General features: G+C 60.3%; 18 protein-coding genes. 2 read left to right on the top strand and 16 right to left on the bottom strand.

The genetic code is table 11. From position 1 onward, the window contains the following. Position 1 precedes the first annotated feature (1 nt). The 5 genes from gspE to gbpA all read right to left on the bottom strand — a co-directional run bounded on the left by gspE (position 2) and on the right by gbpA (position 5,961). On the bottom strand, positions 2–1,468 hold the full coding sequence (gene gspE / locus AD669_RS01690) for a type II secretion system ATPase GspE (protein WP_053116660.1): 1,467 nt from the start codon (positions 1,466–1,468) through the stop codon (positions 2–4). Then, entirely contained in the window at positions 1,465–3,354 is a 1,890-nt protein-coding gene (gene gspD / locus AD669_RS01685; RefSeq protein ID WP_053116659.1) for a type II secretion system secretin GspD, read from the bottom strand. Before gspD ends, gspE begins: the two co-directional genes overlap by 4 nt. 8 nt (positions 3,355–3,362) lie before the next feature. Beyond that, positions 3,363–3,863 carry a type II secretion system protein N gene (locus AD669_RS01680; protein ID WP_256218796.1) on the bottom strand — a complete coding sequence of 167 codons (501 nt, stop codon included), beginning with the start codon at positions 3,861–3,863 and terminating at the stop codon, positions 3,363–3,365. Positions 3,864–3,870: 7 nt separating this feature from the next. Beyond that, on the bottom strand, positions 3,871–4,419 hold the full coding sequence (locus AD669_RS01675; RefSeq protein WP_053116658.1) for a cytochrome b/b6 domain-containing protein: 549 nt from the start codon (positions 4,417–4,419) through the stop codon (positions 3,871–3,873). A gap of 75 nt (positions 4,420–4,494) precedes the next feature. Continuing rightward, on the bottom strand, positions 4,495–5,961 hold the full coding sequence (gene gbpA, locus AD669_RS01670) for an N-acetylglucosamine-binding protein GbpA (protein ID WP_053116657.1): 1,467 nt from the start codon (positions 5,959–5,961) through the stop codon (positions 4,495–4,497). On the opposite strand from gbpA, the gene AD669_RS28530 reads away from it, so the two are divergent. Then, entirely contained in the window at positions 5,891–6,127 is a 237-nt protein-coding gene (locus AD669_RS28530; RefSeq protein ID WP_172680061.1) for a hypothetical protein, read from the top strand. The genes gbpA and AD669_RS28530 overlap by 71 nt on opposite strands. Positions 6,128–6,248: 121 nt before the next feature. Here AD669_RS28530 and hemE read toward each other — a convergent pair whose 3' ends face one another. The 11 genes from hemE to AD669_RS01615 form a co-directional block, all read right to left on the bottom strand. Next, positions 6,249–7,316 carry a uroporphyrinogen decarboxylase gene (hemE, locus tag AD669_RS01665; protein WP_053116656.1) on the bottom strand — a complete coding sequence of 356 codons (1,068 nt, stop codon included), beginning with the start codon at positions 7,314–7,316 and terminating at the stop codon, positions 6,249–6,251. A gap of 342 nt (positions 7,317–7,658) precedes the next feature. Then, positions 7,659–9,077, bottom strand: a complete 1,419-nt coding sequence (locus tag AD669_RS01660) for an FAD-dependent oxidoreductase (RefSeq protein ID WP_007909438.1) — start codon at positions 9,075–9,077, stop codon at positions 7,659–7,661. A gap of 33 nt (positions 9,078–9,110) precedes the next feature. Then, a complete protein-coding gene (gltB, locus tag AD669_RS01655) occupies positions 9,111–13,556 on the bottom strand; it encodes a glutamate synthase large subunit (RefSeq protein WP_053116655.1) in 4,446 nt (1,481 codons plus the stop codon). Positions 13,557–13,905: 349 nt separating this feature from the next. Beyond that, positions 13,906–15,498, bottom strand: coding sequence for an AAA family ATPase (locus AD669_RS01650; RefSeq protein ID WP_053116654.1), 1,593 nt, complete (start codon positions 15,496–15,498; stop codon positions 13,906–13,908). A gap of 10 nt (positions 15,499–15,508) precedes the next feature. Then, positions 15,509–16,609, bottom strand: coding sequence for a 3-dehydroquinate synthase (aroB, locus tag AD669_RS01645; RefSeq protein ID WP_053116653.1), 1,101 nt, complete (start codon positions 16,607–16,609; stop codon positions 15,509–15,511). Positions 16,610–16,761: 152 nt separating this feature from the next. Next, on the bottom strand, positions 16,762–17,280 hold the full coding sequence (gene aroK, locus AD669_RS01640) for a shikimate kinase AroK (protein ID WP_053116652.1): 519 nt from the start codon (positions 17,278–17,280) through the stop codon (positions 16,762–16,764). 4 nt (positions 17,281–17,284) lie between these two features. Next, positions 17,285–19,357: a type IV pilus secretin PilQ gene (pilQ, locus tag AD669_RS01635; protein ID WP_053116651.1), complete on the bottom strand. Its 2,073-nt coding sequence runs from the start codon at positions 19,355–19,357 to the stop codon at positions 17,285–17,287. A 13-nt stretch (positions 19,358–19,370) separates the two neighbouring features. Beyond that, positions 19,371–19,898 carry a pilus assembly protein PilP gene (locus tag AD669_RS01630; RefSeq protein ID WP_053116650.1) on the bottom strand — a complete coding sequence of 176 codons (528 nt, stop codon included), beginning with the start codon at positions 19,896–19,898 and terminating at the stop codon, positions 19,371–19,373. Further along, positions 19,895–20,518: a type 4a pilus biogenesis protein PilO gene (gene pilO / locus AD669_RS01625; protein ID WP_053116649.1), complete on the bottom strand. Its 624-nt coding sequence runs from the start codon at positions 20,516–20,518 to the stop codon at positions 19,895–19,897. Before pilO ends, AD669_RS01630 begins: the two co-directional genes overlap by 4 nt. Then, positions 20,515–21,081: a PilN domain-containing protein gene (locus AD669_RS01620; RefSeq protein WP_053116648.1), complete on the bottom strand. Its 567-nt coding sequence runs from the start codon at positions 21,079–21,081 to the stop codon at positions 20,515–20,517. The genes pilO and AD669_RS01620 overlap by 4 nt, the downstream gene beginning before the upstream one ends. Continuing rightward, on the bottom strand, positions 21,081–22,145 hold the full coding sequence (locus AD669_RS01615; RefSeq protein WP_053116647.1) for a pilus assembly protein PilM: 1,065 nt from the start codon (positions 22,143–22,145) through the stop codon (positions 21,081–21,083). Before AD669_RS01615 ends, AD669_RS01620 begins: the two co-directional genes overlap by 1 nt. A 218-nt stretch (positions 22,146–22,363) precedes the next feature. Here AD669_RS01615 and AD669_RS01610 point away from each other — a divergent pair, with 218 nt between their 5' ends. Then, the gene (locus AD669_RS01610; RefSeq protein ID WP_371262352.1) at positions 22,364–24,802 is read left to right on the top strand and encodes a penicillin-binding protein 1A; all 2,439 of its coding nucleotides are present in this window, start codon (positions 22,364–22,366) and stop codon (positions 24,800–24,802) included. The last annotated feature ends 111 nt before the right edge of the window (positions 24,803–24,913 follow it).

The raw sequence follows: 24,913 nt of genomic DNA, 5'->3' as shown, positions 1-24,913 counted from the left end.
CTCAGTTCTCCTGCGTCACGCGCAGCCACTCATCGACGCTGGTGACGCCGTCGAGCACGCGTTGCCGACCCGCCTCAAACAGACTGCGCGAATCCTTGCGCGTGGCGTCGATCAGTTCGCGCTCGCTGGCACCTCGATGAATCAGCGCTGCCACCGGTTCGCTGATGCTGATCAATTCATAGATGCCAATGCGTCCGCGATAACCGTGCTGGCAATGCTCACAGCCCTGCGGCCGAAACAACGCCACGGTCTGCGTGGGTTGCAAATCCAGACGCAGGCGAGTCTCGGCGTCAGCGAAGTACGGCGTCTTGCAATGCACACACAACGTGCGCAACAAGCGTTGCGCAAGCACACCAACCAACGACGAGGCCAGCAAGTACGCATCCACGCCCATGTCGACCAGCCGCGTCACCGCGCCGACCGCGCTGTTGGTGTGCAACGTCGACAGCACCAGATGCCCGGTCAACGACGCCTGCACAGCGATTTGCGCGGTCTCGCGATCACGGATTTCACCGACCATCACCACGTCCGGATCCTGCCGCAGAATGGCGCGCAAGCCCCGCGCGAAAGTCATCTCGACTTTCGGATTGACCGGCATTTGGCCGATCCCCGGCAGGTGATATTCGATCGGATCCTCGACCGTAAGAATGTTGCGCGACGGATCGTTCAGGCTGCTCAACGCCGCATACAAACTGGTGGTTTTGCCCGATCCGGTCGGCCCGGTCACCAGTAAAATCCCGTGAGGTTTGGCGAGCAGGTTTTGCAGGCTGGCGAGGGTGTCGTCCGGCATGCCCAGACGTTGCAGTTCCAGACGTCCGGCCTGCTTGTCGAGCAAGCGCAGCACCACCCGCTCGCCGTGAGCCGACGGCAGTGTCGAGACGCGCACATCGACTTCGTGCCCGGCCAGACGCAAGGCAATCCGGCCGTCCTGCGGCACACGTTTTTCGGCGATGTCGAGCCGCGCCATGACTTTGATCCGCGACACCAGCAACGTCGCCAGTTCGCGTTTGGGCCTGAGCATCTCGCGCAACTGACCGTCGACGCGCATGCGCACCGACAGGTAGTGCTCGAAGGTTTCCAGATGAACATCCGAAGCCTGCGCGCGCACCGCTTCGCTGAGCAGCGCGTTGATTAGGCGGATCACCGGCGCATCACCTTGTTGTTCGAGTAGGTCGGCGGTTTGCGGCACCTGCTCGGCGAGGCTGAGCAGGTCCAGCTCATCGTCCAGCCCTTGCGCGACCTGTTGCGCAGCACTCTGGCCTTCGCGATAGGTGGCCGCCAGACGCGTGGCAAAAGGCTCTGGCTCAAGCACCTCGATTGACAGTTCGCGAGCACATAAGCGACGCACTTCGGCCAGTGCGGTCAGCGACGTGTCGGCGCGTATGAGCAGACGCGAGCCCGCAGCGTCCAGCAGCACGCCAAAGCGCCGGGCGAAACCGAACGGCAGGATTTCCAGTGGAGCACTCATGGCGCCACCGTTCCGGGCTCAAACAAATGCCGCGCCTCGGCCGGCAGCAACAGCGAGTTGCTCTCCCCGGCCTTGGGCTGACTCAGATCACGCAAGGTGTCGTAACGCTGCTGACTGATCCCGGAGAGATCTTCGCGGCTGCGCACGATGGTCGGGCGCAGAAACACCATCAGATTGCTTTTGGTCTGGGTGTCGCGACTCCAGCGAAACAGCGCGCCAACATAGGGAATATCGCGCAGCAACGGCACACCGCTTTTCTGCGTGCGCACGCTGTCGCGGATCAGCCCGCCAATCACAATGATTTCGCCGTCGTCGGCGAGAATCGTGCTTTTCAGCGCGCGCTTGTTGGTGATCAGATCCGAGGAATCGATGCCCGACACTGAAGGCGCGATGTCCGAGACTTCCTGCTCGACTTCCAGACGCAGGGTCGAGCCTTCGTTGATGTAGGGTTTGATCTTCAGGCTGATGCCGACGTCTTTGCGTTCGACCGTGGTGAACGGGTTATCCGCGCCGCTGCTGTTGGTCGAGTAGGAGCCGGTCTTGAACGGCACGTTCTGCCCGACGATGATTTCCGCTTGCTGATTGTCCAGCGTCAGCAGGCTCGGCGTGGACAGCAGATTGCTCCGCGTATTGCTCGCCAGCGCCGAAATCAACGCGCCGAAACGGTCGCCGCCCAACTGCAGAATCGCGCCGTCGGGCGCCGATTTTTTCTCGTCGAACTTCAAGCCGCCGACGATGGGAATGTCGGTGCCGGGAAAGTTGATAAAGCCCTTCGCGTCGCCCGTACTCAAGCCCCACTGCACGCCCACGGCATCAGCGATGTCGCCGGAGATTTCGACAATGGCGGCGTGGATCAGCACTTGCGCGCGGGGCTGATCGAGCTCACGGACGATGTTCTCGATGGTTCTGACCTGAGCCGGTTCAGCGATCAGCACCAGCGCATTCTGGCTTTCGTCAGCCTTGAGCATGAACGGCGTCGCGGCGGACGCTTCTTTGCCGCTGCCAGCTGTGGGTTGTTTGCGATTCTGGCCCATGCTTTCCAGCACCTGCGCGAGTTGCTTGGCATCGCTGTGGCGCAAACGGATGACCCGCGCGGTGTCGAGGCTGGCGGTGGCCGGCACGTCGAGTTGGCGAATCAGCTCGGTCAAACGCTGGCGCACGGCGAGCGGGCCGATGACGATCAAGCGATTGGTTCTGACGTCGGCCAGCACTTGAATCAGCGAGTCGACATTGCGCTTGCCCAGCGAGGATTCGATCACCGTGGCGACGTCGCTGGCCTGGGCAAAACGCAGCGCTACCACAGCGTGCTGATCTTGCTGGCCGCCGTCGAGTTGGCGCACCACCTGGGCGATGCGTTTGACGTTGGCGCCGGTGTCGGTGATCACCAAGGCATTGGCCGAAACGGACGGGCCGAGGTAGCCGTTGGCCGACACCAACGGGCGAATCAGCGCAGACAGATCGGCAGCGCTGCTGGTGTTCAATTCGATGACTTGGGTGATGAATTGCGCGGGGGTGGCCCGCTCGCTGGCCGATTGGCCGGCGCGGGTTTTCACGTCTGCCACGGGAGTGATGAGGATGCGGTCGCCCTCATCGATCACCGTGAAGTTGTGCGCGTCCAGCACCGAGTAAAACAAGCGCCGCACGCCCTCACGATCCAGCGCCTGACGGGACATGACGGTGACGCGTCCCGACACACGCGGGTCGAGCACCACGGTGGTGCCGAGGATCGCCGAGATCTCTTCGACGATGTCGCGCAGTTCGGCCTGATTCATCGCCAACTGCCAGCGCTGTTCTTCGGCGTGCACCGGGCGATTGAGGAGCGGCGTCGCCAGCACGGCGCAAACCAACAAGGTGCGCAGGGCCTGCGCGCCAATCAAGCTGTTCATCGATGAGATCACTCTGACTGCCCGTTCAGCGGGCGAAGAAAACGTGCGGAAATGTCTGCGGCGGGTGCATCGACGGACGCAGGCGAGCGCTTGAGGAATGCGCTGGCAGAGGGCGCGAGAGGCAATGCTTCCTCCCGCCCCTTGTTCCACAGCACAACGTGTTGTGCCTCGACTCGACGCAATACGCTGCCGCCCGGCAAGTCGTCGCCGACCCGATATAACCGCGCGCCTTGGGCAGCGCTTATCAGGGCTTTCGACAGGCCACTGTCGACGGCGAACGTCGCTTGCAGAGTCAACGATTCGGCGCTTGGTCGAAGTGCGCTGGGCGCGGCGAGCCCGAACACCGTTGCCACTGCGGCGGTGTTCAAAGGTGCAGGTGCCGTGGGCATCGGCACAGCGACCGGCGCTGGAAGACGTTGCGCGTTGCGAAATGCCCACTCTTGCCAAGCGAGAAACGCAGCACAGGCGAACGGCAGCGCCCACAGTCCCAACAGCAAAAAAAATCTCACCGGCGGTTCATCCGATACGCCCACAGGCCTGGCGAACGCGCGAGCGCCACGACATGCGTCGCAGCACGCGGTAACCGCGCAGCTCGTGCAGAATCACCGCGCCAATGTGCATCGCTACCAGCACTGCCAACGCGGTGCAGGCCCAGATGTGCAGCACGAAAAAGCCGTCCGTCAGCGCCACATCGCTCAGCGGCTGCGGGAATTCGAACAGGCCGAACACAGGGATCGGTCGATCCATCATTAGCACCCCGCTCACCAGCACCACTGCCACCAGCAAATAGATCAGCCGATGGACAAACATCGCGAGCATTTTTGCCGAGGAAAACTGCGCCATGCGCTCATGTCGCAGGTGGCTGACAAACACCACCAGCCGCCAGCAGAACACAGGGATGAACAGCGTGGTCAGCGACACATTGACGCCGGCCACCCACTGTTTGGTGTCATTGGCCACATTGACGTTGGCCACATAAAACCCGGTGACCAGCGTCCACAGAATCACCGCCGCCGACACCCAGTGCAGCAGCATTTGTTGCTTGGAATAAATTGAAAGCATCATCTCGAATCGCCCCTGAAAATCACCAGCGGTCAGACGACCTCGGTGGTCGTCTGACGCAATTACTCGGGACGAGCCTTAGAGCTTGTTCCACGCCGCATGCGAGTGCTCGCCGACGCCCGGTTCGAAACCGTTCGCCTCAGGCTTGTATTGCTTGCAATAGCCGGATGCCGGGAACGGCTTGCACTCGAAGACCTCGTTGGTTTTCGGTTGCAGTACCTTGGTGCCGGCGGTGTAGTCGCTGAGACCTTCCGGGAACAGGAAGTCGTAATCGGCACCGGCGCCTTCACCGGTGACGTTGACAGGCTGGGTGTCTTGACGGGTGGTGCGGCCATCCAGCGTGGTGCCAACCAGGGTCAGCGTGTGTGGGCCGGGGTTGCTGCGGATGTCCATGGCCAGCCAGGTTGCACCGCTGTCCGCTTGCGCGGTGGTGGTGCCGACCAGCTTGTTCTGCTCGTTGAACAGGTTGGCTTCGACGTTCATTTTGCGGTTGGACATCAGGCTGAAGTCGACTTTGGTTTTACCTTTGTCGAGCACGTATTCGGCTTGTTGCGAGGCCACCGACAAACGCGCGGCGGCGTCTTCTTTCATCAGCAGTTGCACTTCGTAGCGGACAACGCCGCTGTCTTTTTGTGCGTACAGCGTGTTGCTGCCGCGAATCGCTTCGATGTTGCCGTTTTCATCACGAACGCCGGCGCGGATCAGGGTCTGCGACTGGTTGATCTGCTCGGCGAGTTTGAACGACCAGTTTTGCGGCTCGGCGTCTTCGGCGTTGTCGATCGAGATTTCGACGCTGTAGGAAGCACTTTCGCCCGTCGCGGTGAAGGCGCGTGCCTTGACCTTGTCGCCGGTCAGCAGCGGAGTCGATGGTGCGATGGCGCCAACAGCAGACCAACCGCCCGGTAGAACGGCTTCAGCCACGATATTCACGTCAGCGACGCTGTGGAACGCCATTTTGGTATCGCCCACGGCCCAGATTGCGAGGATCACGTGGTGACCGTTTTTGTCCTCGGGGATGCTGCAGCGGTGCTGGGTGCCGGGAACCGGCATCTGAAAATCACCCGCGACCTCGCAAAAAGGCGTGCTCTCGAAAGAAGCTCGCTTCAGCGACTCATTCGGGTTCCAGCCATTACGGGTAATGAAATATTGGTGGTATTCAACCGGGTGTGGCGCCTTGTAATGCCACTGGAAATCCAGATTACGTTCATTGATGTCGGTGAGCTGCCAGCGTGTGGCGGACTGCACGTCCACGGCAGAAAACAACTCGTGACCGCCACTGGCAATTTTGCCGTCGATCGGGCCTTGCCCTTCCGCGCCGCCGACGCCTGCCGGGAAGCCCTTGAAGGTTTCACCGACACTTTGCGGTTCATTCGAAGCACCACCGCAACCGGTGTTCACACCCTTCTGGCAGAGCAGCGCGCGCGAGGGCGGAAACTCCACATAACCATGGGCCGCAGCCCCTGAAGAACCCAGCATGGCCGACAGTAAAATCAACGAAGAAGTGCACGTTGCCAACGCACTCCTTTTAAAAATTGGTGTTTTCATTGTTATTCCAGGCTCATATCAAATAAGCGAGCCTGGCATCGCGCCAGGCTCTAATACGGTGCTCGACGCCATGCCGAACACACGCCTGAAACCTTACGTGGATAGGGAAAACTTCTATGTAGGAGTAATCACCGGGTGTAGCAGGAATAGTCGCCACGGAAACTAATCCGACAACTAAGGAAAGAATTCTTACAACAAGAAACTATTCATCTAAACGTTTTTAAACGGCATAAAAAAACCTGCCCCGCATGACACGGGACAGGTTTTTTTGTACAGACGTTGCAGCGTTATTCGTGGTACTGCGCCGACAACTCATGCACCGCACGCAGGAAAGCGCCGGCGTGTTCCGGATCGACTTCCGGGGTGATGCCATGGCCGAGGTTGAACACGTGACCGCTGCCCTTGCCGTAGCTGGCCAGAATACGTCCGACTTCGGTGCGGATCGCTTCCGGTTTTGCGTAAAGCACGGTCGGATCCATGTTGCCTTGCAGCGCAACCTTGTCGCCAACGCGGGCGCGGGCGTTGCCGATGTCGCACGTCCAGTCCAGACCCAGTGCATCGGCGCCAGCGTCAGCAATGCTTTCCAGCCACAGGCCGCCGTTTTTGGTGAAGAGGATCACCGGCACTTTGCGACCGTCGTTTTCGCGGATCAGACCGCTGACGATTTTCTTCATGTAGGCCAGCGAGAATTCCTGATACGCCGCCGCCGACAGGTTGCCGCCCCAAGTATCGAAGATCTGTACCGCTTGCGCGCCGGCCATGATCTGGCCGTTGAGGTACGAGGTCACCGATTGCGCCAGTTTATCCAGCAGCAGGTGCATGGCTTGCGGGTTGTCGTAGAGCATCGCTTTGGTCTTGCGGAAGTCTTTCGACGAGCCGCCTTCAACCATGTAGGTCGCGAGTGTCCAAGGGCTGCCGGAGAAACCGATCAGCGGCACACGGCCGTTCAACTCACGACGGATGGTGCTGACCGCGTCCATGACGTAGCCGAGGTCTTTGTGCGGATCAGGGATCGGCAGCGCTTCGATGTCAGCGAGGGTGCTGACGACTTTTTTGAAGCGCGGACCTTCACCGGTCTCGAAGTACAGGCCTTGGCCCATGGCATCGGGGATGGTGAGGATGTCGGAAAACAGGATCGCCGCGTCCAGTTGTGGATAGCGGTCGAGCGGTTGCATGGTGACTTCGCAGGCGAATTCCGGATTCATGCACAGGCTCATGAAATCACCGGCCTGGGCGCGGCTGGCGCGGTATTCCGGCAAGTAGCGACCGGCCTGACGCATCATCCACACAGGGGTGACGTCTACGGGTTGCTTGAGCAGGGCGCGGAGGAAACGGTCGTTCTTCAGGGCAGTCATGTCGGCATCCGGAAAAAAAGTGCGGGCATTTTCTCAGAGCGCGACGCAAAAGGCACGGATGCAGGTCAGCCTTTTGTCTATCGGGTCAATTTATTGCGCAATGATCGTTCCCACGCTCTGCGTGGTAATGCCTCCTGTGACGCTCTGCGCCACGCTTTTGGGGACGCAGAGCGCCCCCGGCTGCATTCCCACGCAGAGCGTGGGAACGATCAAATTTGCAGCACCCAAAAACAACTGTAGGAGTGAGCCTGCTCGCGATGGCGGAGTATCAGCCAATGCATCAGGTGACTGATCTACCGCCATCGCGAGCAGGCTCACTCCTACAAGAGATTGCGTTGTTTTTTAGACACCCAGGTAATCAAGGATCCCTTCGGCGGCGTTGCGGCCTTCGAAGATCGCCGTTACCACCAGGTCGGAACCGCGCACCATGTCGCCACCGGCAAAGATTTTCGGGTTGCTGGTCTGGTGCTTGTACTGACCTTGCTCAGGCGCAACGACGCGGCCCTGGCTGTCGGTCTGGATCTCGAACTGTTCGAACCACGGTGCCGGGCTCGGGCGGAAACCGAACGCGATGACCACGGCATCAGCCGGGATGATCTCTTCGGAACCCGGGATCGGTTCAGGGCTGCGACGGCCACGGGCGTCCGGTTCGCCGAGACGGGTCTCGACCACTTTAACGCCTTCGACCTTGTCTTCACCGACGATAGCGATCGGCTGGCGGTTGTAGAGGAATTTCACGCCTTCTTCCTTGGCGTTCTTCACCTCTTTGCGCGAGCCGGGCATGTTCGCTTCGTCACGACGATAAGCGCAGGTCACCGATTTGGCGCCCTGACGGATCGACGTGCGGTTGCAGTCCATCGCCGTGTCGCCGCCGCCGAGTACCACGACCTTTTTGCCTTTCATGTCGACGAAATCTTCCGGCGACTTTTCAAAGCCCAGGTTGCGGTTGACGTTGGCGATCAGGAAGTCCAGTGCGTCATAAACGCCCGGCAGATCCTCACCGGCAAAACCGCCCTTCATGTAGGTGTAGGTGCCCATGCCCATGAACACTGCATCGTATTCGGCGAGCAGTTGTTCCATGGTCACGTCTTTGCCGACTTCGGTATTCAGACGGAACTCGATGCCCATGCCGGTGAAGACTTCGCGACGATTGCTCAGCACGGTCTTTTCCAGCTTGAACTCGGGAATGCCGAAGGTCAGCAAACCACCGATTTCCGGGTTCTTGTCGAACACCACCGGGGTCACGCCACCGCGTACCAGCACGTCGGCACAACCCAGACCCGCCGGGCCTGCACCGATGATCGCGACACGTTTGCCGGTCGGTTTGACCTTGGACATGTCCGGGCGCCAGCCCATGGCGAACGCGGTGTCGGTGATGTACTTCTCGACCGAACCGATGGTCACCGCACCGAAGCCGTCGTTAAGGGTGCAGGCACCCTCGCACAGACGATCTTGCGGGCACACGCGGCCGCAGACTTCCGGCAGGGTGTTGGTCTGGTGCGACAGCTCGGCGGCCTGAAGGATGTTGCCCTCGGCCACCAGCTTCAGCCAGTTGGGAATGAAGTTGTGCACCGGGCACTTCCATTCGCAATACGGGTTGCCGCAACCCAGGCAGCGGTGGGCCTGATCGGCCGACTGCTGGGGTTTGAACGGTTCGTAGATTTCGACGAACTCTTTCTTGCGTTGACGCAACAGTTTCTTCTTCGGATCTTTGCGCCCGACATCGATGAACTGGAAGTCGTTATTCAGACGTTCAGCCATTGTTAAAACCTCATCAAACTCTTCAGGCGCATATCACTGCGGGTTGGCACGAGTGCTGGAAAGCAACGATTTCAGGTTGGCAGCCTTAGGCTTGACCAGCCAGAAACGGCGCAGGTAGTCATCGAGGTTTTCGGCGAGTTCACGACCCCACTCGCTGTCGGTTTCCGCGACGTACTCGTTCAGCACGTTTTGCAGGTGGCTGCGATAGGCTTCCATCGCCTCGCCGCTGATCCGCTGGATTTCCACCAGTTCGTGGTTGACCCGGTCAACGAAGGCGTTGTCCTGATCGAGCACGTAGGCGAAACCACCGGTCATGCCAGAGCCGAAGTTGTAACCGGTCTTGCCCAGAACGCAGACAAAACCACCGGTCATGTACTCACAGCAGTGATCGCCAGTGCCTTCCACAACCGTATGGGCACCGGAGTTACGCACGGCAAAACGCTCGCCTGCGGTGCCGGCGGCGAACAGCTTGCCGCCAGTCGCGCCGTACAGGCAGGTGTTGCCGATGATGGCGCTGTCCTGAGTCTTATAAACGCTGCCCTTCGGCGGCACGATGGTCAGTTTGCCACCGGTCATGCCTTTGCCGACGTAGTCGTTGGCATCGCCTTCGAGGTACATGTTCAGACCGCCGGCGTTCCACACACCGAAGCTCTGACCGGCAGTACCTTTGAAGCGGAAGGTGATCGGCGCTTTCGCCATGCCTTGGTTGCCGTGTTTACGGGCGATTTCGCCGGAGATCCGCGCGCCGATCGAACGGTCGCAGTTGCAGATATCCAGATCAAATTCGGCGCCGCTCATGTCGTTGATCGCCGACGAGGCCATCTCGACCATTTTCTCGGCCAGCAGGCCTTTGTCGAACGGCGGGTTGCGCTCAACGCCGCAGAACTGAGGTTTGTCTGCCGGGATGTGATCGCTGCCCAACAGCGGCGTCAGATCCAGGTGGTTCTGCTTGGCGGTCTGGCCTTCGAGGATTTCCAGCAGATCGGTACGACCGATCAGCTCTTCGAGGGAGCGCACGCCGAGCTTGGCCAGCCACTCACGGGTTTCTTCGGCGACGTAGGTGAAGAAATTCACCACCATGTCGACGGTGCCAATGTAGTGATCCTTGCGCAGCTTCTCGTTCTGCGTCGCAACGCCGGTGGCGCAGTTGTTCAGGTGGCAGATACGCAGGTATTTGCAGCCCAGCGCGATCATTGGCGCAGTACCGAAGCCGAAGCTTTCTGCGCCGAGGATTGCAGCCTTGATCACGTCGAGGCCGGTTTTCAGACCACCGTCGGTCTGCACCCGGACTTTGCCGCGCAGGTCGTTGCCGCGCAGAGTCTGGTGGGTTTCGGCGAGGCCGAGTTCCCACGGTGCGCCGGCGTATTTGATCGAGGTCAGCGGCGAAGCACCGGTGCCGCCGTCGTAGCCGGAGATGGTGATCAAGTCCGCATAGGCCTTGGCCACACCGGCGGCGATGGTGCCGACGCCTGCTTCCGCTACCAGTTTTACCGAAACCAGTGCCTTCGGGTTGACTTGCTTGAGGTCGAAAATCAGCTGCGACAAGTCTTCGATCGAGTAGATGTCGTGGTGCGGCGGCGGCGAAATCAGGGTCACGCCCGGCACTGCGTAACGCAGCTTGGCGATCAAACCGTTCACTTTACCGCCCGGCAGTTGCCCGCCCTCGCCCGGCTTGGCGCCTTGGGCGACCTTGATCTGCAGCACTTCGGCGTTGACCAGGTATTCCGGGGTCACGCCGAAACGGCCAGTCGCAACCTGCTTGATTTTCGAGCTCTTGATGGTGCCGTAACGCGCCGGATCTTCACCACCTTCGCCGGAGTTGGAACGCGCACCGAGGCGGTTCATGGCTTCGGCCAAGGCTTCGTGAGCTTCCGGCGACAAGGCGCCCAGCGAGATACCGGCGGAGTCGAAGCGCTTGAGCACCGATTCCAGCGGTTCGATTTCACTGATGTCCAGCGGCTTGTCGAGCGTCTTGACCTTGAACAGGTCGCGAATCATCGACACCGGACGGTTGTCCACCAGCGAGGTGTATTCCTTGAACTTGGCGTAGTCGCCCTGCTGCACGGCGGCTTGCAGGGTGTTGACCACGTCCGGGTTGTACGCGTGATATTCGCCACCGTGGACGAACTTCAGCAGACCGCCCTGCTGGATCGGCTTGCGCGGACTCCAGGCTTCGCTGGCGAGCGCTTTCTGCTCGGCTTCGATGTCGACGAAACGCGCACCCTTGATGCGGCTCGGCACGCCACGGAAGCTCAGGTCGCAAACTTCTTCGGACAGGCCGATCGCTTCGAACAATTGTGCTCCGCGGTAGGAGGCGATGGTCGAGATACCCATCTTCGAGAGGATCTTCAGCAGACCTTTGGTGATGCCTTTGCGGTAGTTCTTGAACACCTCATAGAGGTCACCCAGCACTTCACCGGTACGGATCAGGTCGCCCAGCACTTCGTACGCGAGGAACGGATAGACCGCCGAGGCGCCGAAACCGATCAGCACCGCAAAGTGATGCGGGTCACGGGCGGTCGCGGTTTCAACAAGGATGTTGGAATCGCAACGCAGGCCTTTTTCGGTCAGGCGGTGGTGCACGGCACCGGTCGCCAGCGAGGCGTGGATCGGCAGCTTGCCCGGGGCGATATGGCGGTCGCTCAGGACGATCTGGGTACGACCGGCGCGCACGGCTTCTTCAGCCTGATCGGCAACGTTGCGGATCGCCGCTTCGAGGCCGACGCTTTCGTCGTAATTGAGGTCGATGATCTGGCGCTCGAAACCCGGACGGTCGAGGTTCATCAGCGAGCGCCACTTGGCCGGCGAGATCACCGGCGAGCTGAGGATCACGCGCGAGGCGTGTTCCGGCGACTCCTGGAAAATGTTGCGCTCGGCACCGAGGCAGATTTCCAGCGACATCACGATCGCTTCACGCAGCGGGTCGATCGGCGGGTTGGTAACCTGCGCGAACTGCTGACGGAAATAGTCGTACGGCGTGCGCACGCGCTGCGAGAGCACGGCCATCGGCGTGTCGTCGCCCATCGAGCCCACGGCTTCGTAGCCTTGCTCGCCGAGCGGACGCAGGACCTGATCGCGCTCTTCGAACGTGACCTGATACATCTTCATGTATTGCTTGAGCTGATCGACGTCGTAAAACGCCGAACCGTGGTCGTTGTCTTCCATGGTCGCCTGGATGCGCAGAGCGTTCTTGCGCAGCCATTGCTTGTACGGATGACGGGACTTCAGACGGTTATCGATCGCGTCGGTGTCGAGGATCTGCCCGGTTTCGGTGTCCACGGCGAAGATCTGGCCAGGGCCGACACGACCTTTGGCAATCACGTCTTCAGGCTTGTAGTCCCACACGCCGATTTCCGACGCGAGGGTGATGAAACCGTTGGTGGTGGTGACCCAACGCGCCGGGCGCAGACCGTTACGGTCGAGCAGGCACACCGCGTAACGACCGTCGGTCATTACCACGCCGGCCGGGCCGTCCCACGGCTCCATGTGCATCGAGTTGTACTCGTAGAACGCACGCAGATCCGGGTCCATGGTTTCAACGTTCTGCCACGCTGGCGGAATGATCATCCGCACGCCACGGAACAGGTCGATGCCACCGGTGACCATCAGTTCGAGCATGTTGTCCATGCTCGAGGAGTCAGAACCGACACGGTTAACCAGCGGGCCGAGTTCTTCCAGATCCATCAGATCGTTGGTGAACTTGGTGCGCCGGGCCTGCGCCCAGTTGCGGTTACCGGTGATGGTGTTGATCTCGCCGTTGTGGGCGAGGAAGCGGAATGGCTGAGCCAGCGGCCATTTCGGCAAGGTGTTGGTGGAGAAGCGCTGGTGGAAAACGCAGATCGCGGTTTGCAGGCGCTCGTCACTCAGGTCTGGATAAAACGCGGCCAGATCGGCCGGCATCATCAGGCCTTTATAGATGATGGTTTTGTGCGAAAAGCTGCAGATGTAGTGGTCGGAGTCGACGGCGTTGGACACCGACGAACGACGACGCGCACTGAACAGCTTCACGGCCATGTCCTGATCGCTCAGGCCTTCGCCGCCGATGTACACCTGCTCGATTTGCGGCAGGCGCTCAAGGGCCAGGCGGCCGAGGACGCTGGTGTCGATGGGCACTTTGCGCCAGCCGATCAACTGCAGGCCTTCAGCGAGGATCTCGCGGTTCATGTTTTCGCGAGCGGCTTCGGCCTTGGCCGGATCCTGGTTGAAGAAGACCATGCCCACCGCATATTGCTTGGGCAGCTCGACGCTGAAGGTTTCCTGGGCAATGGCTCGCAGGAAGGCGTCAGGCTTCTGAATCAGCAGACCGCAACCGTCACCGGTCTTGCCGTCGGCATTAATCCCACCGCGGTGGGTCATGCAGGTCAGGGCCTCAATGGCCGTTTGCAAAAGGGTATGACTGGGCTCGCCCTGCATATGGGCTATCAGGCCGAAACCGCAGTTATCCTTGAATTCATCTGGTTGGTACAGACCTGCTTTCATAGACACTTTCTCACCAGGCTGCCTCTTGTCGAGGCAAATTTCTTTTCAATTCAACCACTTGCGATCCGCGCCGAACGTACGCCGGCTTAGCGGGGGCAAAAGGGTGGTCATTGTACACAGCGACACAGAGGCTCACAAATTTGACGACGAAATGTCGCAAATTCATGTCGCATTTGTGAAAGGTTTAAAGCGATCTGCTGTGCTAGTCAAAACTTTTTTAATTCTGACTGCAACGACTCAAAGACTACTATGACGCAGACACCACAAGGCACGCGACCTGGAAGGAAGCGCGCACTTGCAGAAATTTTGAGGTGCTTGGAGAGGCGGCCTGGGTAAGGCCGCCGAATCTTCAGCGAGTTGTTGCCAGTTCTTGTTGGACGCTGGCGACAGTGCGAGGCCAAGGTTTACCAGCCTGAACCTTCGCTGGCAAGGCCTTGATGGCAGAAACGGCCGCGTCACGATTGGCGAAGTTGCCATAAGTGATCACGTAAAGCGGCTTGCCGTTGAGGACTTTCTTGAAATAACGGTACTCGCCGCCCTGCTCCTTGACGAAGTTTTGCGCAGCAGTTTCCGAGCTGGTGCCGAGGATCTGCACCACGTAGTTACCGGTCGGCTGACCGGCGTACCAGCTGCCACCGGCGGCTTTGGCCACGGTAACCGGCTTCTCGGCAGGCTTGGCAGCAGCGGCTGGCTTGGCCGGCGCTGGAGCCGGTTTCGCTGCAGGCGCTGCCGGAGCAGGCTTGGCGGTAGCAATTTGGGTTGGCGCTGGCGTCGGCTTCGCGGCCGGGGCTGGAGCCGGTGTTGGCGCAGGGCCAGCCGGAACGCCTGCCGGAGGTGCGGAAGTGGTGACGGTCGGCGGTGTGGCGTTGGAGCCTTCGACCGGCACGCCATCGTCGCCTTCGGTGATGCCTCCGGCCGCTTCAGCCAACGGGCCACGCATGACCGGTTGCGAGTTGCCGACCAGCGGCAGCGGCATCGGTTGGGTATTGCCGGCGAACTCGACGGAAGGATTAGCCCCGTTCGCCCCGCCCTGACCCAATGGCAACTGCGCCTGTTCATTGGCAGGAGCGCCGGTAGTTGGTGTCTTGTTGCGACCCGGCATCAGCCAGGCGGCGGCGACCGCAACCACAACGACGGCAGAAATCGCCAATACGTGTTTCTTCGGCATGTTGAACCCCATACTTGGACGCTTGACCGCAGAGCGGCTGGCAATCATGACTTCGATCAGTGCATCGCGAGCGACCTGGTTGATGTTGCCCGGCCAACCCTCGGCGCTTTCGTGAATATCAGAGATCTGATCCGCGGTGAAAAGTTCGACACCACGGCCTGCACCTTCGAGCCGTTGGTCGAGATACTCGCGGGTCTCTTCTTCGGTGTACGGCTGCAGTTCGATGACGTGGAAACGCTCTTCCTCAAGGTGCAACGCCTCGAGTTGCGCGATCAGCGACGACTCACCAAACAGGAATACGTGCGGGCGACCTTCCGGTGCGCCGGCACCCAGCGCCATCAGCGCTTCGAGGGCGGATTCGTCGAGCTGCTCGGCGTCATCCACCAGCAGATAGACTTCCTGACCGGTCAGCGCGAGTTGCACCACCTGATCCAGAATCGCGCCCACTTCGGCCTGAGCGACGTTCAGCGCCTGTGCAACCTGACGCAGCACACCGGCCGCATCGCCGGCGCCACGGGCGGAAACCACCACGCTCTGTACCGATTGCTTGTTGGTGCTGGCGACCAGCGCCTGACGCAGCAAGGTCTTGCCGCTGCCTTGCGGGCCAGTGACGACCAGCAGCAACTGGCTGTAACGCGCCAGATGATGCAACTGACCCAGCACCGGTTTGCGCTGGGCCGGGAAGAATTTAAAACCCGGCACTCGTGGCGCGAAGGGGTCGTGGCTTAACTGGAAATGGCCGAGGAACGCCTCGTCGGCATGCAAACTAGTCATTGGAATCTTTTCAACCTTTAAGCTGAGCCAGGGCGCGGTAATCCGCTCCCAGCGTGGCCTGTAGAACCTCTTTCGGATAATCGGCGGTCACTACCGCTTCGCCCATCCGGCGCAGCAGCACCAGGCGCAGACGACCGTCGATCACTTTTTTGTCGATTGCCATGTGTTCAAGAAAATCGGCTTCAGTCATTTCTGTCGGCGGCACCACCGGCAGACCGGCGCGCTGGAACAGACGAATGCCGCGATCACGTTCCGCTTCGCTGATCCAGCCCAGACGCGCGGACATTTCCAGCGCCATCACCGTGCCAGCCGCGACGGCCTCACCATGCAACCAGACACCATAGCCCATGTGGGTCTCGATGGCGTGACCGAAGGTGTGGCCGAGATTGAGGGTGGCGCGCACGCCGGTTTCTTTCTCGTCGGCGCCGACCACCGCAGCCTTTGCCGCGCAGGAACGCTCGATGGCGTAAGTCAGGGCTTTTTGATCCAGCGCACGCAGGGCGTCGACGTTGTCTTCGAGCCAGCCGAGGAACGGTTCGTCGCAGATCAGACCGTACTTGATGACCTCTGCCAGACCGGCGGACAGTTCACGCTCGGGCAGGGTTTTCAGCGAGGCGGTATCGATCAGCACCACGTTCGGCTGATAGAACGCGCCGACCATGTTCTTGCCCAGCGGATGGTTGATACCGGTTTTGCCGCCCACCGACGAATCGACCTGGGACAGCAACGTCGTCGGGATCTGAATGAAGTCGACGCCGCGCTGATAGCAGGCGGCGGCGAAACCGGCCATGTCGCCGATCACACCGCCGCCGAGGGCGATCACGGTGGTGCGGCGGTCATGACGCGCGGTCAGCAGACCGTCGAAGATCAGTTGCAGGGTTTCCCAGTTCTTGAAGGCTTCGCCGTCCGGCAGCACCACGGAGATCACCGAGAACTGCGCGAGGCTGCGGGTCAGACGTTCGAGATAGAGCGGCGCAACGGTCTCGTTGGAGATGATTGCCACCTGCCGCCCATGGATATGCGGCGCCAGCAACTCGGGCTGATCCAACAAACCTTCGCCAATATGAATCGGGTAGCTGCGCTCGCCTAGATCGACCTTGAGTGTCTGCATGTGTCCCCACAGTGAAGATGGAAGCAGGCATCCTGCCCTGAATTATTGGTTATCTGCGGCCTATAGCGGGTATGACGCCGCCCGCCCGCCAGCCGCCACAACCGCGACGGGTTGTGACAGGACGCCGAGGATAGCGCATTTCGAGCGATGCTTTAACGGGGAGGAAGCTGCGCCAGACGTTCGAGAATGTCGAGCACTACCATGCGCGGCGGCCGTTCGTCGGTTTCCACCACCAGATCGGCGATTTCCCGATACAGCGGATCACGGATCGCCAGCAAATCGCGCAGGGTTTTCTCGGGATTGGCGGTGCGCAGCAACGGCCGATTGCGATCGCGCGAGGTGCGGCCGACCTGCTGTTCGACGGAGGCGTGCAAATAGACCACGCGCCCGCCCTCATGCAGAGCCTTGCGATTGGCATCACGCATCACCGCGCCGCCGCCGGTCGCCAGCACCACGCCATCGAACTCGCACAGCTCGGCGATCATCGCCTGCTCACGATCACGAAAGCCGGGCTCGCCTTCCTTATCGAAGATCCACGGGATATTGGCGCCCGTGCGCAGTTCAATTTCCTTGTCGGAATCTTTGAACGGCAGGCGCAGCTCTTTGGCCAGCAACCGGCCGATGGTGCTTTTACCAGCGCCCATCGGTCCTACAAGAATCAAATTTCGCACAGAATCAACGACTCACAGCAATCGCCTGGTTATTCATGATACGCGGAGTGAGAAATACCAGCAGCTCGGATTTTTTCTCCGAAACCACATCACGCCGGAAAAGGCGGCCAAGATACGGCACATCGCCAAGAAATGGCACCTTATCTACGACCTTGCTTTGAGTATTTGAGAAAACACCACCAATCACGATGGTTTCGCCGTCATTGACCAGCACCTTGGCGTTGACCTCGTTTTTCTTGATCGGCGGCACATCCTGCACTTTGTTCAGGTAATCCGGCTCATCCTTGGTGACCTTGACCTCCATGATGATGCGGTTGTCCGGGGTGATCTGCGGCGTCACTTCCAGCGACAAAGACGCCTCTTTGAACGACACCGAAGTCGCGCCGCTGGAGCTGGCTTCCTGATACGGAATCTCGGTGCCCTTGAGGATCTTCGCGGTCTCCTTGTCGGAGGTGACCACTTTCGGTTGCGAAACGATTTCACCGTTGCCGGTCTTTTCCATCGCCGTCAGTTCGAGATCGAGCAAGACGTTGTCAGTAATAAAGGCGATGCCAATCCCAGAGGTGTTGCCGACCGTGCCCATATCGACGAACGGCGAGTTGGTGCTGGTGCTGCCCGGCGTGCCGATGGTGGTCGATGAGCCATTGACCCCGGAGGCGTTCCAGTTGCCCTTGTTCTGAATCGAGCCGCCCCAGCGCACGCCGAGGCTTTTGTCGTAATCGACGTTGGCCTCAACGATTCGGGCTTCGATCATCACCTGACGCACAGGAATATCCAGTTGCGCCACGATCCGTCGCAGCTCATCGAGGCGATCCTGGGTCTGGTAGGCAATGATGTTGTTGGTACGCTCATCGACGGTAATCGAACCGCGCTCATCGATTTTCGCCTCGGCGCTGGTCACCGACTGGAACAGCTTGGCGATGTCTGCTGCCTTGGCGTAATTCACTTGCAGCAACTCACGACGCAGCGGCGCCAGTTCGGCGATCTGCTTCTGCGACTCCAGCTCCTGGCGTTCCCGGGCGGCAATTTCATCGGCGGGCGCGACCAGCAGCACGTTGCCGATTTTGCGTTTATCCAGCCCTTTGGTTTTCAGCACCAGATCCAGCGCCTGATCCCACGGCACGTTTTGCAGGCGCAAGGTAATGCCGCCCTGCACCGTGTCACTGGCGACCAGATTGAGGTTGGTGAAATCGGCAATCAGTTGCAGCACCGAGCGCACATCGATGTCCTGGAAATTCAGCGAGAGCTTTTCACCGACGTAAGCCTGGCGATCAGCGTTGCGCTTTTGCAGATCGTCGACGGTCATCGGCCGGACGCTGACGGTCAGTTTGTTGTCGGTCTGGAAAGTTGAATAGTCGTAAGTGCCGCCGGGCTCGACGGTGATGATCGCGCGATCGCCGCTGACGCTGGAATTGACGAACTGCACCGGGGTGGCGAAATCCTTGACGTCGAGGCGTACGCGCAGCTTTTCCGGCAGTTGCGTGCGGGCGAAGCTGAGGATGATTTTGCCGTCATGCTCCTGAATATCCGGGGCGATGGTCGGGTCGGACAGATCGATGACCACATTGCCTTCGCCCGCCGTACCACGTTGAAAGTCGACGCCGCGAATGGCTTTGGTTTTTGCGACATAAGGTTTTATCGGTACAGCAACAGGCGTAATGCGCGGCGCGGCAACGGGACGCGGTGCTGCGGCCGGGACACCTTGCCCCACCACCACGAACAAATTATTGCCCTCGACCCGCGTGTCATACGGCGCCAGTTGCGTGAGGCTGACGATCAGTCGCGTGCGATCCTTGGCCTCAACCACCGTCGCCGTGCGCGCATTACCGCTGCCTAGATCGAGATTCTTGCTGGCCAACTGGCTGGCAACCCCGGGCAAGTCCAGAGCAATCCGCGCCGGCGACTCAGTGGTATAGCCCTTGGGCTGTGGGGGCGGGCCGTCGAACGACAGCTTCAGCTCGACGCGATCACCCGGCAAGGCCGCCACGTCCAGCGTCTTCAGATTGGCCGCAATAACCATCGGTGACAACAACGCTATCCATAGCGAAAAACCGAGGGTGGAGAAAATCCTGTTCATTGTTCGACTTCCACTATGAGTGCTCTTTCAAAGGAATGGTGCGCGGACGTTCCAGCCAGGCCCCTTCGCCATCGGGAACGATCTCGACCACATCGACCTGGGTCGCGCTGATCGAGACGATGCGTCCGTCATTGCGCCCCAGGTAGTCGCCGACCTTCATCCGGTGCACGCCGCCGGCTCCGCGCAACAGCGCGAAAGAGCCGCCGGCATTGGAGATGGTGCCGACCATTTCAAACTGCTCGATGTTGAAACCTTCGAGGTATTGCTTGACCCGATTGGGGTCGGGTTTGACGTTGCGCGAACCCTGTTTTTGCCCGGCCAGATCGATGCGCACCTGACGCGAGAACGGGCTGCGCAGGTTGGCGGCGCTGTAAGTGAATGTGGGGTAAGACCGGAATGTCGGGGTTGGTTCAATTTTCCCCGGCGGGCGCAGTCGCACTTCATTCATGTAGGCATCAAGGTCGCTGAAGTCATTGCTGCCACCACAACCATTGAGCGCGAGCAGTGCCATCGACAGGGCCAAATAGCGTGGCGGGCTCATTTTTGCAGCCCCTTGTCGTTATAGCGGTACGTCTTGGCGAGGATGTTCATGCGCAGCTTCGTCCCGCCTTCGGGATTGGCTGGCGCCAGTTCGAAATCATGCAGGGTGACGATGCGCGGCAAACCGGCGACGCCGCTGACGAAAGTCGCGAGGTCGTGATAGGCGCCAGTCACGGTGATCTGGATCGGCAGTTCGATGTAGAACTGCTGGGTGACCTCCGGCAGCAATTTGATCTCTTCGAATTCCAGACCGCTGCCCAGACCGGTGCGGGTGATGTCTTCGAGCAGGCCCGGCACTTCGGTGTCGCTGGGCAGCTGCCGCAACAGCACGCCGAACGAGTTTTCCATCTCCTTCATCTGTTGGGTGTACAGCTCGAGATTGGCCGAGACATGCGCCTTGCTGGCGAACTGCTCCTTTAGCGTGGCTTCCTCTTCGCGCTTGAGGGCGAGCTGGTCTTGCATGTCGCTGATAAAAAAGTTGTAGCCCAGCGCGAGCACCAGAATCATCAGCAATGCGCCGGCCATGGCTTTTACCGCAGCTGGCCACGAGCCGATGTTGCTGGTGTCGAGATCGTTGAAGTCGATGTTGCGCAGGCTGTCCAGCCATTCGGACGGCTTCATGGCTCGTCCTCCGTCGTCTTCGGCTGAGTCTGACGAACGGTTAACTGGAAGACGTTGGCCTGTTCCACTTGATCAGCGGAGGTGGCTTTGACTTCATTAAGGCTCGGCGCATCGAACCAGTCGGAGGCGTCAAGATTGCGCATCAACTCGGAGACACGGTTGTTCGACTCCGCCGCGCCACTGATCGACAGGGTTTTGCCGAGCATTTTCACTTGGGTGAAATACACGCCGTCGGGCAGTGTCCGCGCCAGTTGATCGAAGATCCGCCCGCTGACCTGCCGGTTGCCCTGCAAGTCCTGGATGATGCGCATGCGTTCGACCAGTTGCTGGCGATGGGCCTTGAGTTCACTGATCTGCTTGATCCGTTCGTCGACCACGGCAATTTGTTTGCCGATGTAATCGTTGCGCGCCACTTGTCGATCGATCGCCGCGCTGATCACCTGATCGGCGATAAACACTGCGCCCACCGAACCGACGATGACCCCGGTCAGCGCCAGCAGGAAGCGTTTGCGCCGCTCTTCACGGCGCTCCTCGCGCCACGGTAAAAGGTTGATCCGCGCCATCAGTCAAAACTCCTGAGCGCGAGCCCGCAGGCAATCATCAGGGCCGGCGCATCACTGGCCAGGGCGCCAGCGTTGACCTTGCTGCTCAGGGACATGTCGGAAAACGGATTGGCCACTTGCGTCGGCGTATTCAAGCGCTGTTCGATGAGGCGATCGAGCCCCGGCACCGACGCCGTGCCGCCGGCCAGCAGAATGTGATCGACGGCGTTGTACTGCCCGGAGGCGAAGAAAAACTGCAGCGAGCGCGAAACCTGCTGCACCAGCGCTTCGCGAAACGGCTGCAGGACTTCGCTGACATAGTCGTCGGGCAAGCCGCCCTGCTTTTTCGCCAGCCCCGCCTGTTCGACGGTCAGACCGTAACGGCGCTGGATTTCCTCAGTGAGCTGACGCCCGCCGAACAGTTGCTCGCGGGTATAAATGATTTTGCCGTTGTGCAAAACGCTGAGGGTGGTCATGGTCGCGCCGATGTCGACCACTGCCACGGTGAGGCGCTCTTGCGAGGCGGCGAGTTGCGTGGAGAGCAGGCCGAACGAGCGCTCCAGCGCATAGGCTTCGACGTCCACCACCCGCGCGGTGAGCCCGGCGAGGGCCAGCGCTGCTTCGCGGACTTCGACGTTTTCCTTGCGACAGGCGGCCAGCAGCACGTTGACCCGTTCTGGATTGCGCGGCGAAACGCCCTGGACTTCGAAATCGATGGCGACTTCATCCAAGGGATAGGGAATGTATTGGTCGGCTTCGATTTTGAGCTGGTTTTCCAGTTCGTCGTCGGAAAGTCCGGCGTCCATTTCGATGACTTTGGTGATCACCGCTGATCCGGCCACCGCCACCGCCACGCTCTTGAGCCCGGTGCGCGCCTTGACCAGCACCCGGCTGAGGGCTTGGCCCACGCCTTCGAGTTCGGCGATGTTTTTTTCGACCACGGCATTCGCCGGCAACGGCTCTACCGCGTACGCCTCGACCCGGTAGCGATCGCCCTGACGGCTCAGCTCCAGCAGTTTTACCGAGGTGGAGCTGATGTCGATCCCCAGTAACGTATTGGTCTTTTTATTGAAGAGTCCTAGCACTACCAATTCCCTATGACTTTCCGTGAGTTACGGACTCTGTAATACGCATTGCGTTCCCTGACCCCACCTTGACAGACGCGCCAATGACGCCTCCGGCGGAAAAGTGCTTATAATGCCCAGCGATTTTTTCCGCTTTTTACTGCCTGCGCGGGCGTTCTGTGTGTAGCCGGAACCCCGTCGCCAAATTCATTCTTTGCCCTGGATGTCCAAACGCCTTGATTCGTCTGCTGAAATTTTTCGGTTGGTCCATCGTCGCCGTTTTCTGCGGACTGCTTTTAGGTCTCAGCGGCGCCTATCTTTACCTTAGTCCGGGTTTGCCTTCTGTGGAGGCCCTGAGAAGCATTCAGTTGCAGATTCCATTGCGGGTCTACAGCAGCGATAACAAGTTGATCGCAGAATTTGGCGAAATGCGCCGTACTCCGATCCGTTTCGCCGACATTCCGCCCAATTTCATTAATGCGTTACTAAGTGCTGAAGACGACAACTTCGCCAATCACTACGGCGTCGATCCGAGCAGCCTGATGCGCGCCGCGACGCAATTGGTCAAAAGCGGCCACATTCAGTCCGGCGGCAGCACCATCACCATGCAGGTGGCGAAGAACTTCTTCCTGACCAGCGAACGCAGCTTCTCGCGCAAAACTACCGAAATCCTTCTGGCCCTGCAGATCGAGCGACAGCTGACCAAGGATGAAATCCTTGAGCTGTACGTGAACAAGATCTATCTGGGTAACCGCGCCTACGGCATCGAGGCGGCGGCGCAGGTGTATTACGGCAAGTCGATCCGCGATATCAGCCTGGCGCAGATGGCGATGATCGCCGGCCTGCCGAAAGCCCCGTCGCGCTTCAACCCACTGGCCAACCCGACGCGCAGTAAAGAACGCCGCGACTGGATCCTCGGGCGCATGTACAAGCTCGGCAAGATCACCGAAGCGGATTACACCGCTGCGATCAACGAGCCGCTGAACGCCAGTTATCACGTGCCGACCCCGGAAGTGAACGCACCGTACATCGCCGAAATGGCCCGTGCCGAAATGGTCGGCCGTTATGGCAGCGACGCCTACACCGAGGGTTTCCGCGTCACCACCACGGTGCCGAGCAACCTGCAGGAAATGGCCAACACCGCGCTGCACGAAGGTTTGATGACTTACGACCAGCGTCACGGCTACCGTGGCCCTGAGTCGCGCCTGCCGGGCAAGACCCGCGAAGCCTGGGCCAGCGAGCTGACCAAACAACGCACCATCAGCAGTCTCGAACCGGCGATCGTCACGCAAGTCGACAAGAACGGCCTGCAAGTGCTGACCCGCGCCGGTGAAGAACACGTGGCCTGGGACACCATGAAATGGGCGCGGCCGTTCCTCAATACCAACAGCATGGGCCCGAATCCGCGTCAGCCGTCGGATGTTGCGCAGGTTGGCGATCTGGTTCGTGTGCAGCGTCAGAAAGACAATTCGCTGAAATTCAGCCAGATCCCGCAGGCGCAAGGCGCGCTGGTCTCGCTGGATCCGCAGAACGGCGCAATCCGCTCGCTGGTCGGTGGTTTCGCTTTCGAGCAGAGCAACTACAACCGCGCCATGCAGGCCAAGCGTCAGCCGGGTTCGAGCTTCAAGCCATTCGTTTATAGCGCCGCGCTGGACAGCGGCTACACCGCCGCGACGCTGGTCAACGACGCGCCGATCGTGTTTGTCGACGAGTACCTGGACAAGGTCTGGCGTCCGAAGAACGACACCAATACCTTCCTCGGCCCGATCCGCTTGCGTGAAGGTTTGTACAAATCGCGCAACCTGGTGTCGATCCGTTTGCTGCAAGCGATGGGCGTGAGCAAGACCATCGACTACATCAGCCGCTTCGGCTTCAACAAGCAGGATCTGCCGCCGAACCTGTCGCTGGCACTGGGTACTGCGACGCTGACGCCAATGGAGATCGCGACCGGCTGGAGCACGTTCGCCAACGGTGGCTACAAGATCACGCCATATGTGATCGACAAGATCGAAAGCCGTAACGGCGACACGCTGTTCGTCGCCAACCCGCCGACCGTGCCGCAGGGCGCTGCGGCAACGGACGGCATTGCCGCGCCGCACACTGACGCGATCACGGTCAACGCTACGCCGGGTGAAGCACCGGGCACTGCGGCGGCACCGCAAACGCCAGCCGTCGCCGAGCGCATCGTTGATGGCCGCACCACGTACATCCTCAACAGCATGTTGCAGGACGTAATCAAGCTCGGCACCGGCCGTCGCGCACTGGCCATGGGTCGCAGCGACATCGCCGGCAAAACCGGTACCACCAACGAATCGAAGGATGCGTGGTTCTCCGGGTACAACGCCGATTACGTGACCACGGTGTGGACAGGCTTCGACCAGCCGGAAAGCCTTGGTCGTCGCGAGTTCGGTGGCACGGTGGCGCTGCCAATCTGGATGAATTACATGTCGGCGGCGCTGAAGGACAAGCCACCGCACGTGCAGCCTGAGCCGGAAGGCTTGTTGAGCCTGCGCGTGGATCCGGTGAGTGGCCGTGCGGCGACGCCGAGCACGCCGGGAGCGTACTTCGAGCTGTTCAAGGCTGAGGATACGCCGCCGTCGGTGAATGAGCTGGGTAACGGCGCAGTGCCGGGTAGCCCGCTGCCGGCGGATGAACAGGCGCCGATCGACTTGTTCTGATCCGGCGGCATTGAAAAGCCCCGCCTTCGCGAGAAGTGCGGGGCTTTTTATTGGTTGGAGCGAAGATCAAAAGATCGCAGCCTTCGGCAGCTCCTACAGGGGGAGTGCGAT

This window comes from Pseudomonas sp. P1.31, from assembly GCF_001269815.1.
GTDB lineage: Bacteria > Pseudomonadota > Gammaproteobacteria > Pseudomonadales > Pseudomonadaceae > Aquipseudomonas > Aquipseudomonas rustica.
This window is presented reverse-complemented; position numbering and strand designations above follow the sequence as displayed.

What these genes read in the sequence shown, in the direction of transcription:
- AD669_RS01660 (WP_007909438.1), bottom strand. Translation starts at nt 9,077, where the DNA reads ATGGCTGAACGTCTGAATAACGACTTCCAGTTCATCGATGTCGGGCGC.
- gspD (WP_053116659.1), bottom strand. Translation starts at nt 3,354, where the DNA reads ATGAACAGCTTGATTGGCGCGCAGGCCCTGCGCACCTTGTTGGTTTGC.
- pilQ (WP_053116651.1), bottom strand. Translation starts at nt 19,357, where the DNA reads ATGAACAGGATTTTCTCCACCCTCGGTTTTTCGCTATGGATAGCGTTG.
- hemE (WP_053116656.1), bottom strand. Translation starts at nt 7,316, where the DNA reads ATGACTGCCCTGAAGAACGACCGTTTCCTCCGCGCCCTGCTCAAGCAA.
- gspE (WP_053116660.1), bottom strand. Translation starts at nt 1,468, where the DNA reads ATGAGTGCTCCACTGGAAATCCTGCCGTTCGGTTTCGCCCGGCGCTTT.
- AD669_RS28530 (WP_172680061.1), top strand. Translation starts at nt 5,891, where the DNA reads ATGGCCGACAGTAAAATCAACGAAGAAGTGCACGTTGCCAACGCACTC.
- gltB (WP_053116655.1), bottom strand. Translation starts at nt 13,556, where the DNA reads ATGAAAGCAGGTCTGTACCAACCAGATGAATTCAAGGATAACTGCGGT.
- aroB (WP_053116653.1), bottom strand. Translation starts at nt 16,609, where the DNA reads ATGCAGACACTCAAGGTCGATCTAGGCGAGCGCAGCTACCCGATTCAT.
- AD669_RS01630 (WP_053116650.1), bottom strand. Translation starts at nt 19,898, where the DNA reads ATGAGCCCGCCACGCTATTTGGCCCTGTCGATGGCACTGCTCGCGCTC.
- gbpA (WP_053116657.1), bottom strand. Translation starts at nt 5,961, where the DNA reads ATGAAAACACCAATTTTTAAAAGGAGTGCGTTGGCAACGTGCACTTCT.
- AD669_RS01675 (WP_053116658.1), bottom strand. Translation starts at nt 4,419, where the DNA reads ATGATGCTTTCAATTTATTCCAAGCAACAAATGCTGCTGCACTGGGTG.
- AD669_RS01620 (WP_053116648.1), bottom strand. Translation starts at nt 21,081, where the DNA reads ATGGCGCGGATCAACCTTTTACCGTGGCGCGAGGAGCGCCGTGAAGAG.
- AD669_RS01650 (WP_053116654.1), bottom strand. Translation starts at nt 15,498, where the DNA reads ATGACTAGTTTGCATGCCGACGAGGCGTTCCTCGGCCATTTCCAGTTA.
- pilO (WP_053116649.1), bottom strand. Translation starts at nt 20,518, where the DNA reads ATGAAGCCGTCCGAATGGCTGGACAGCCTGCGCAACATCGACTTCAAC.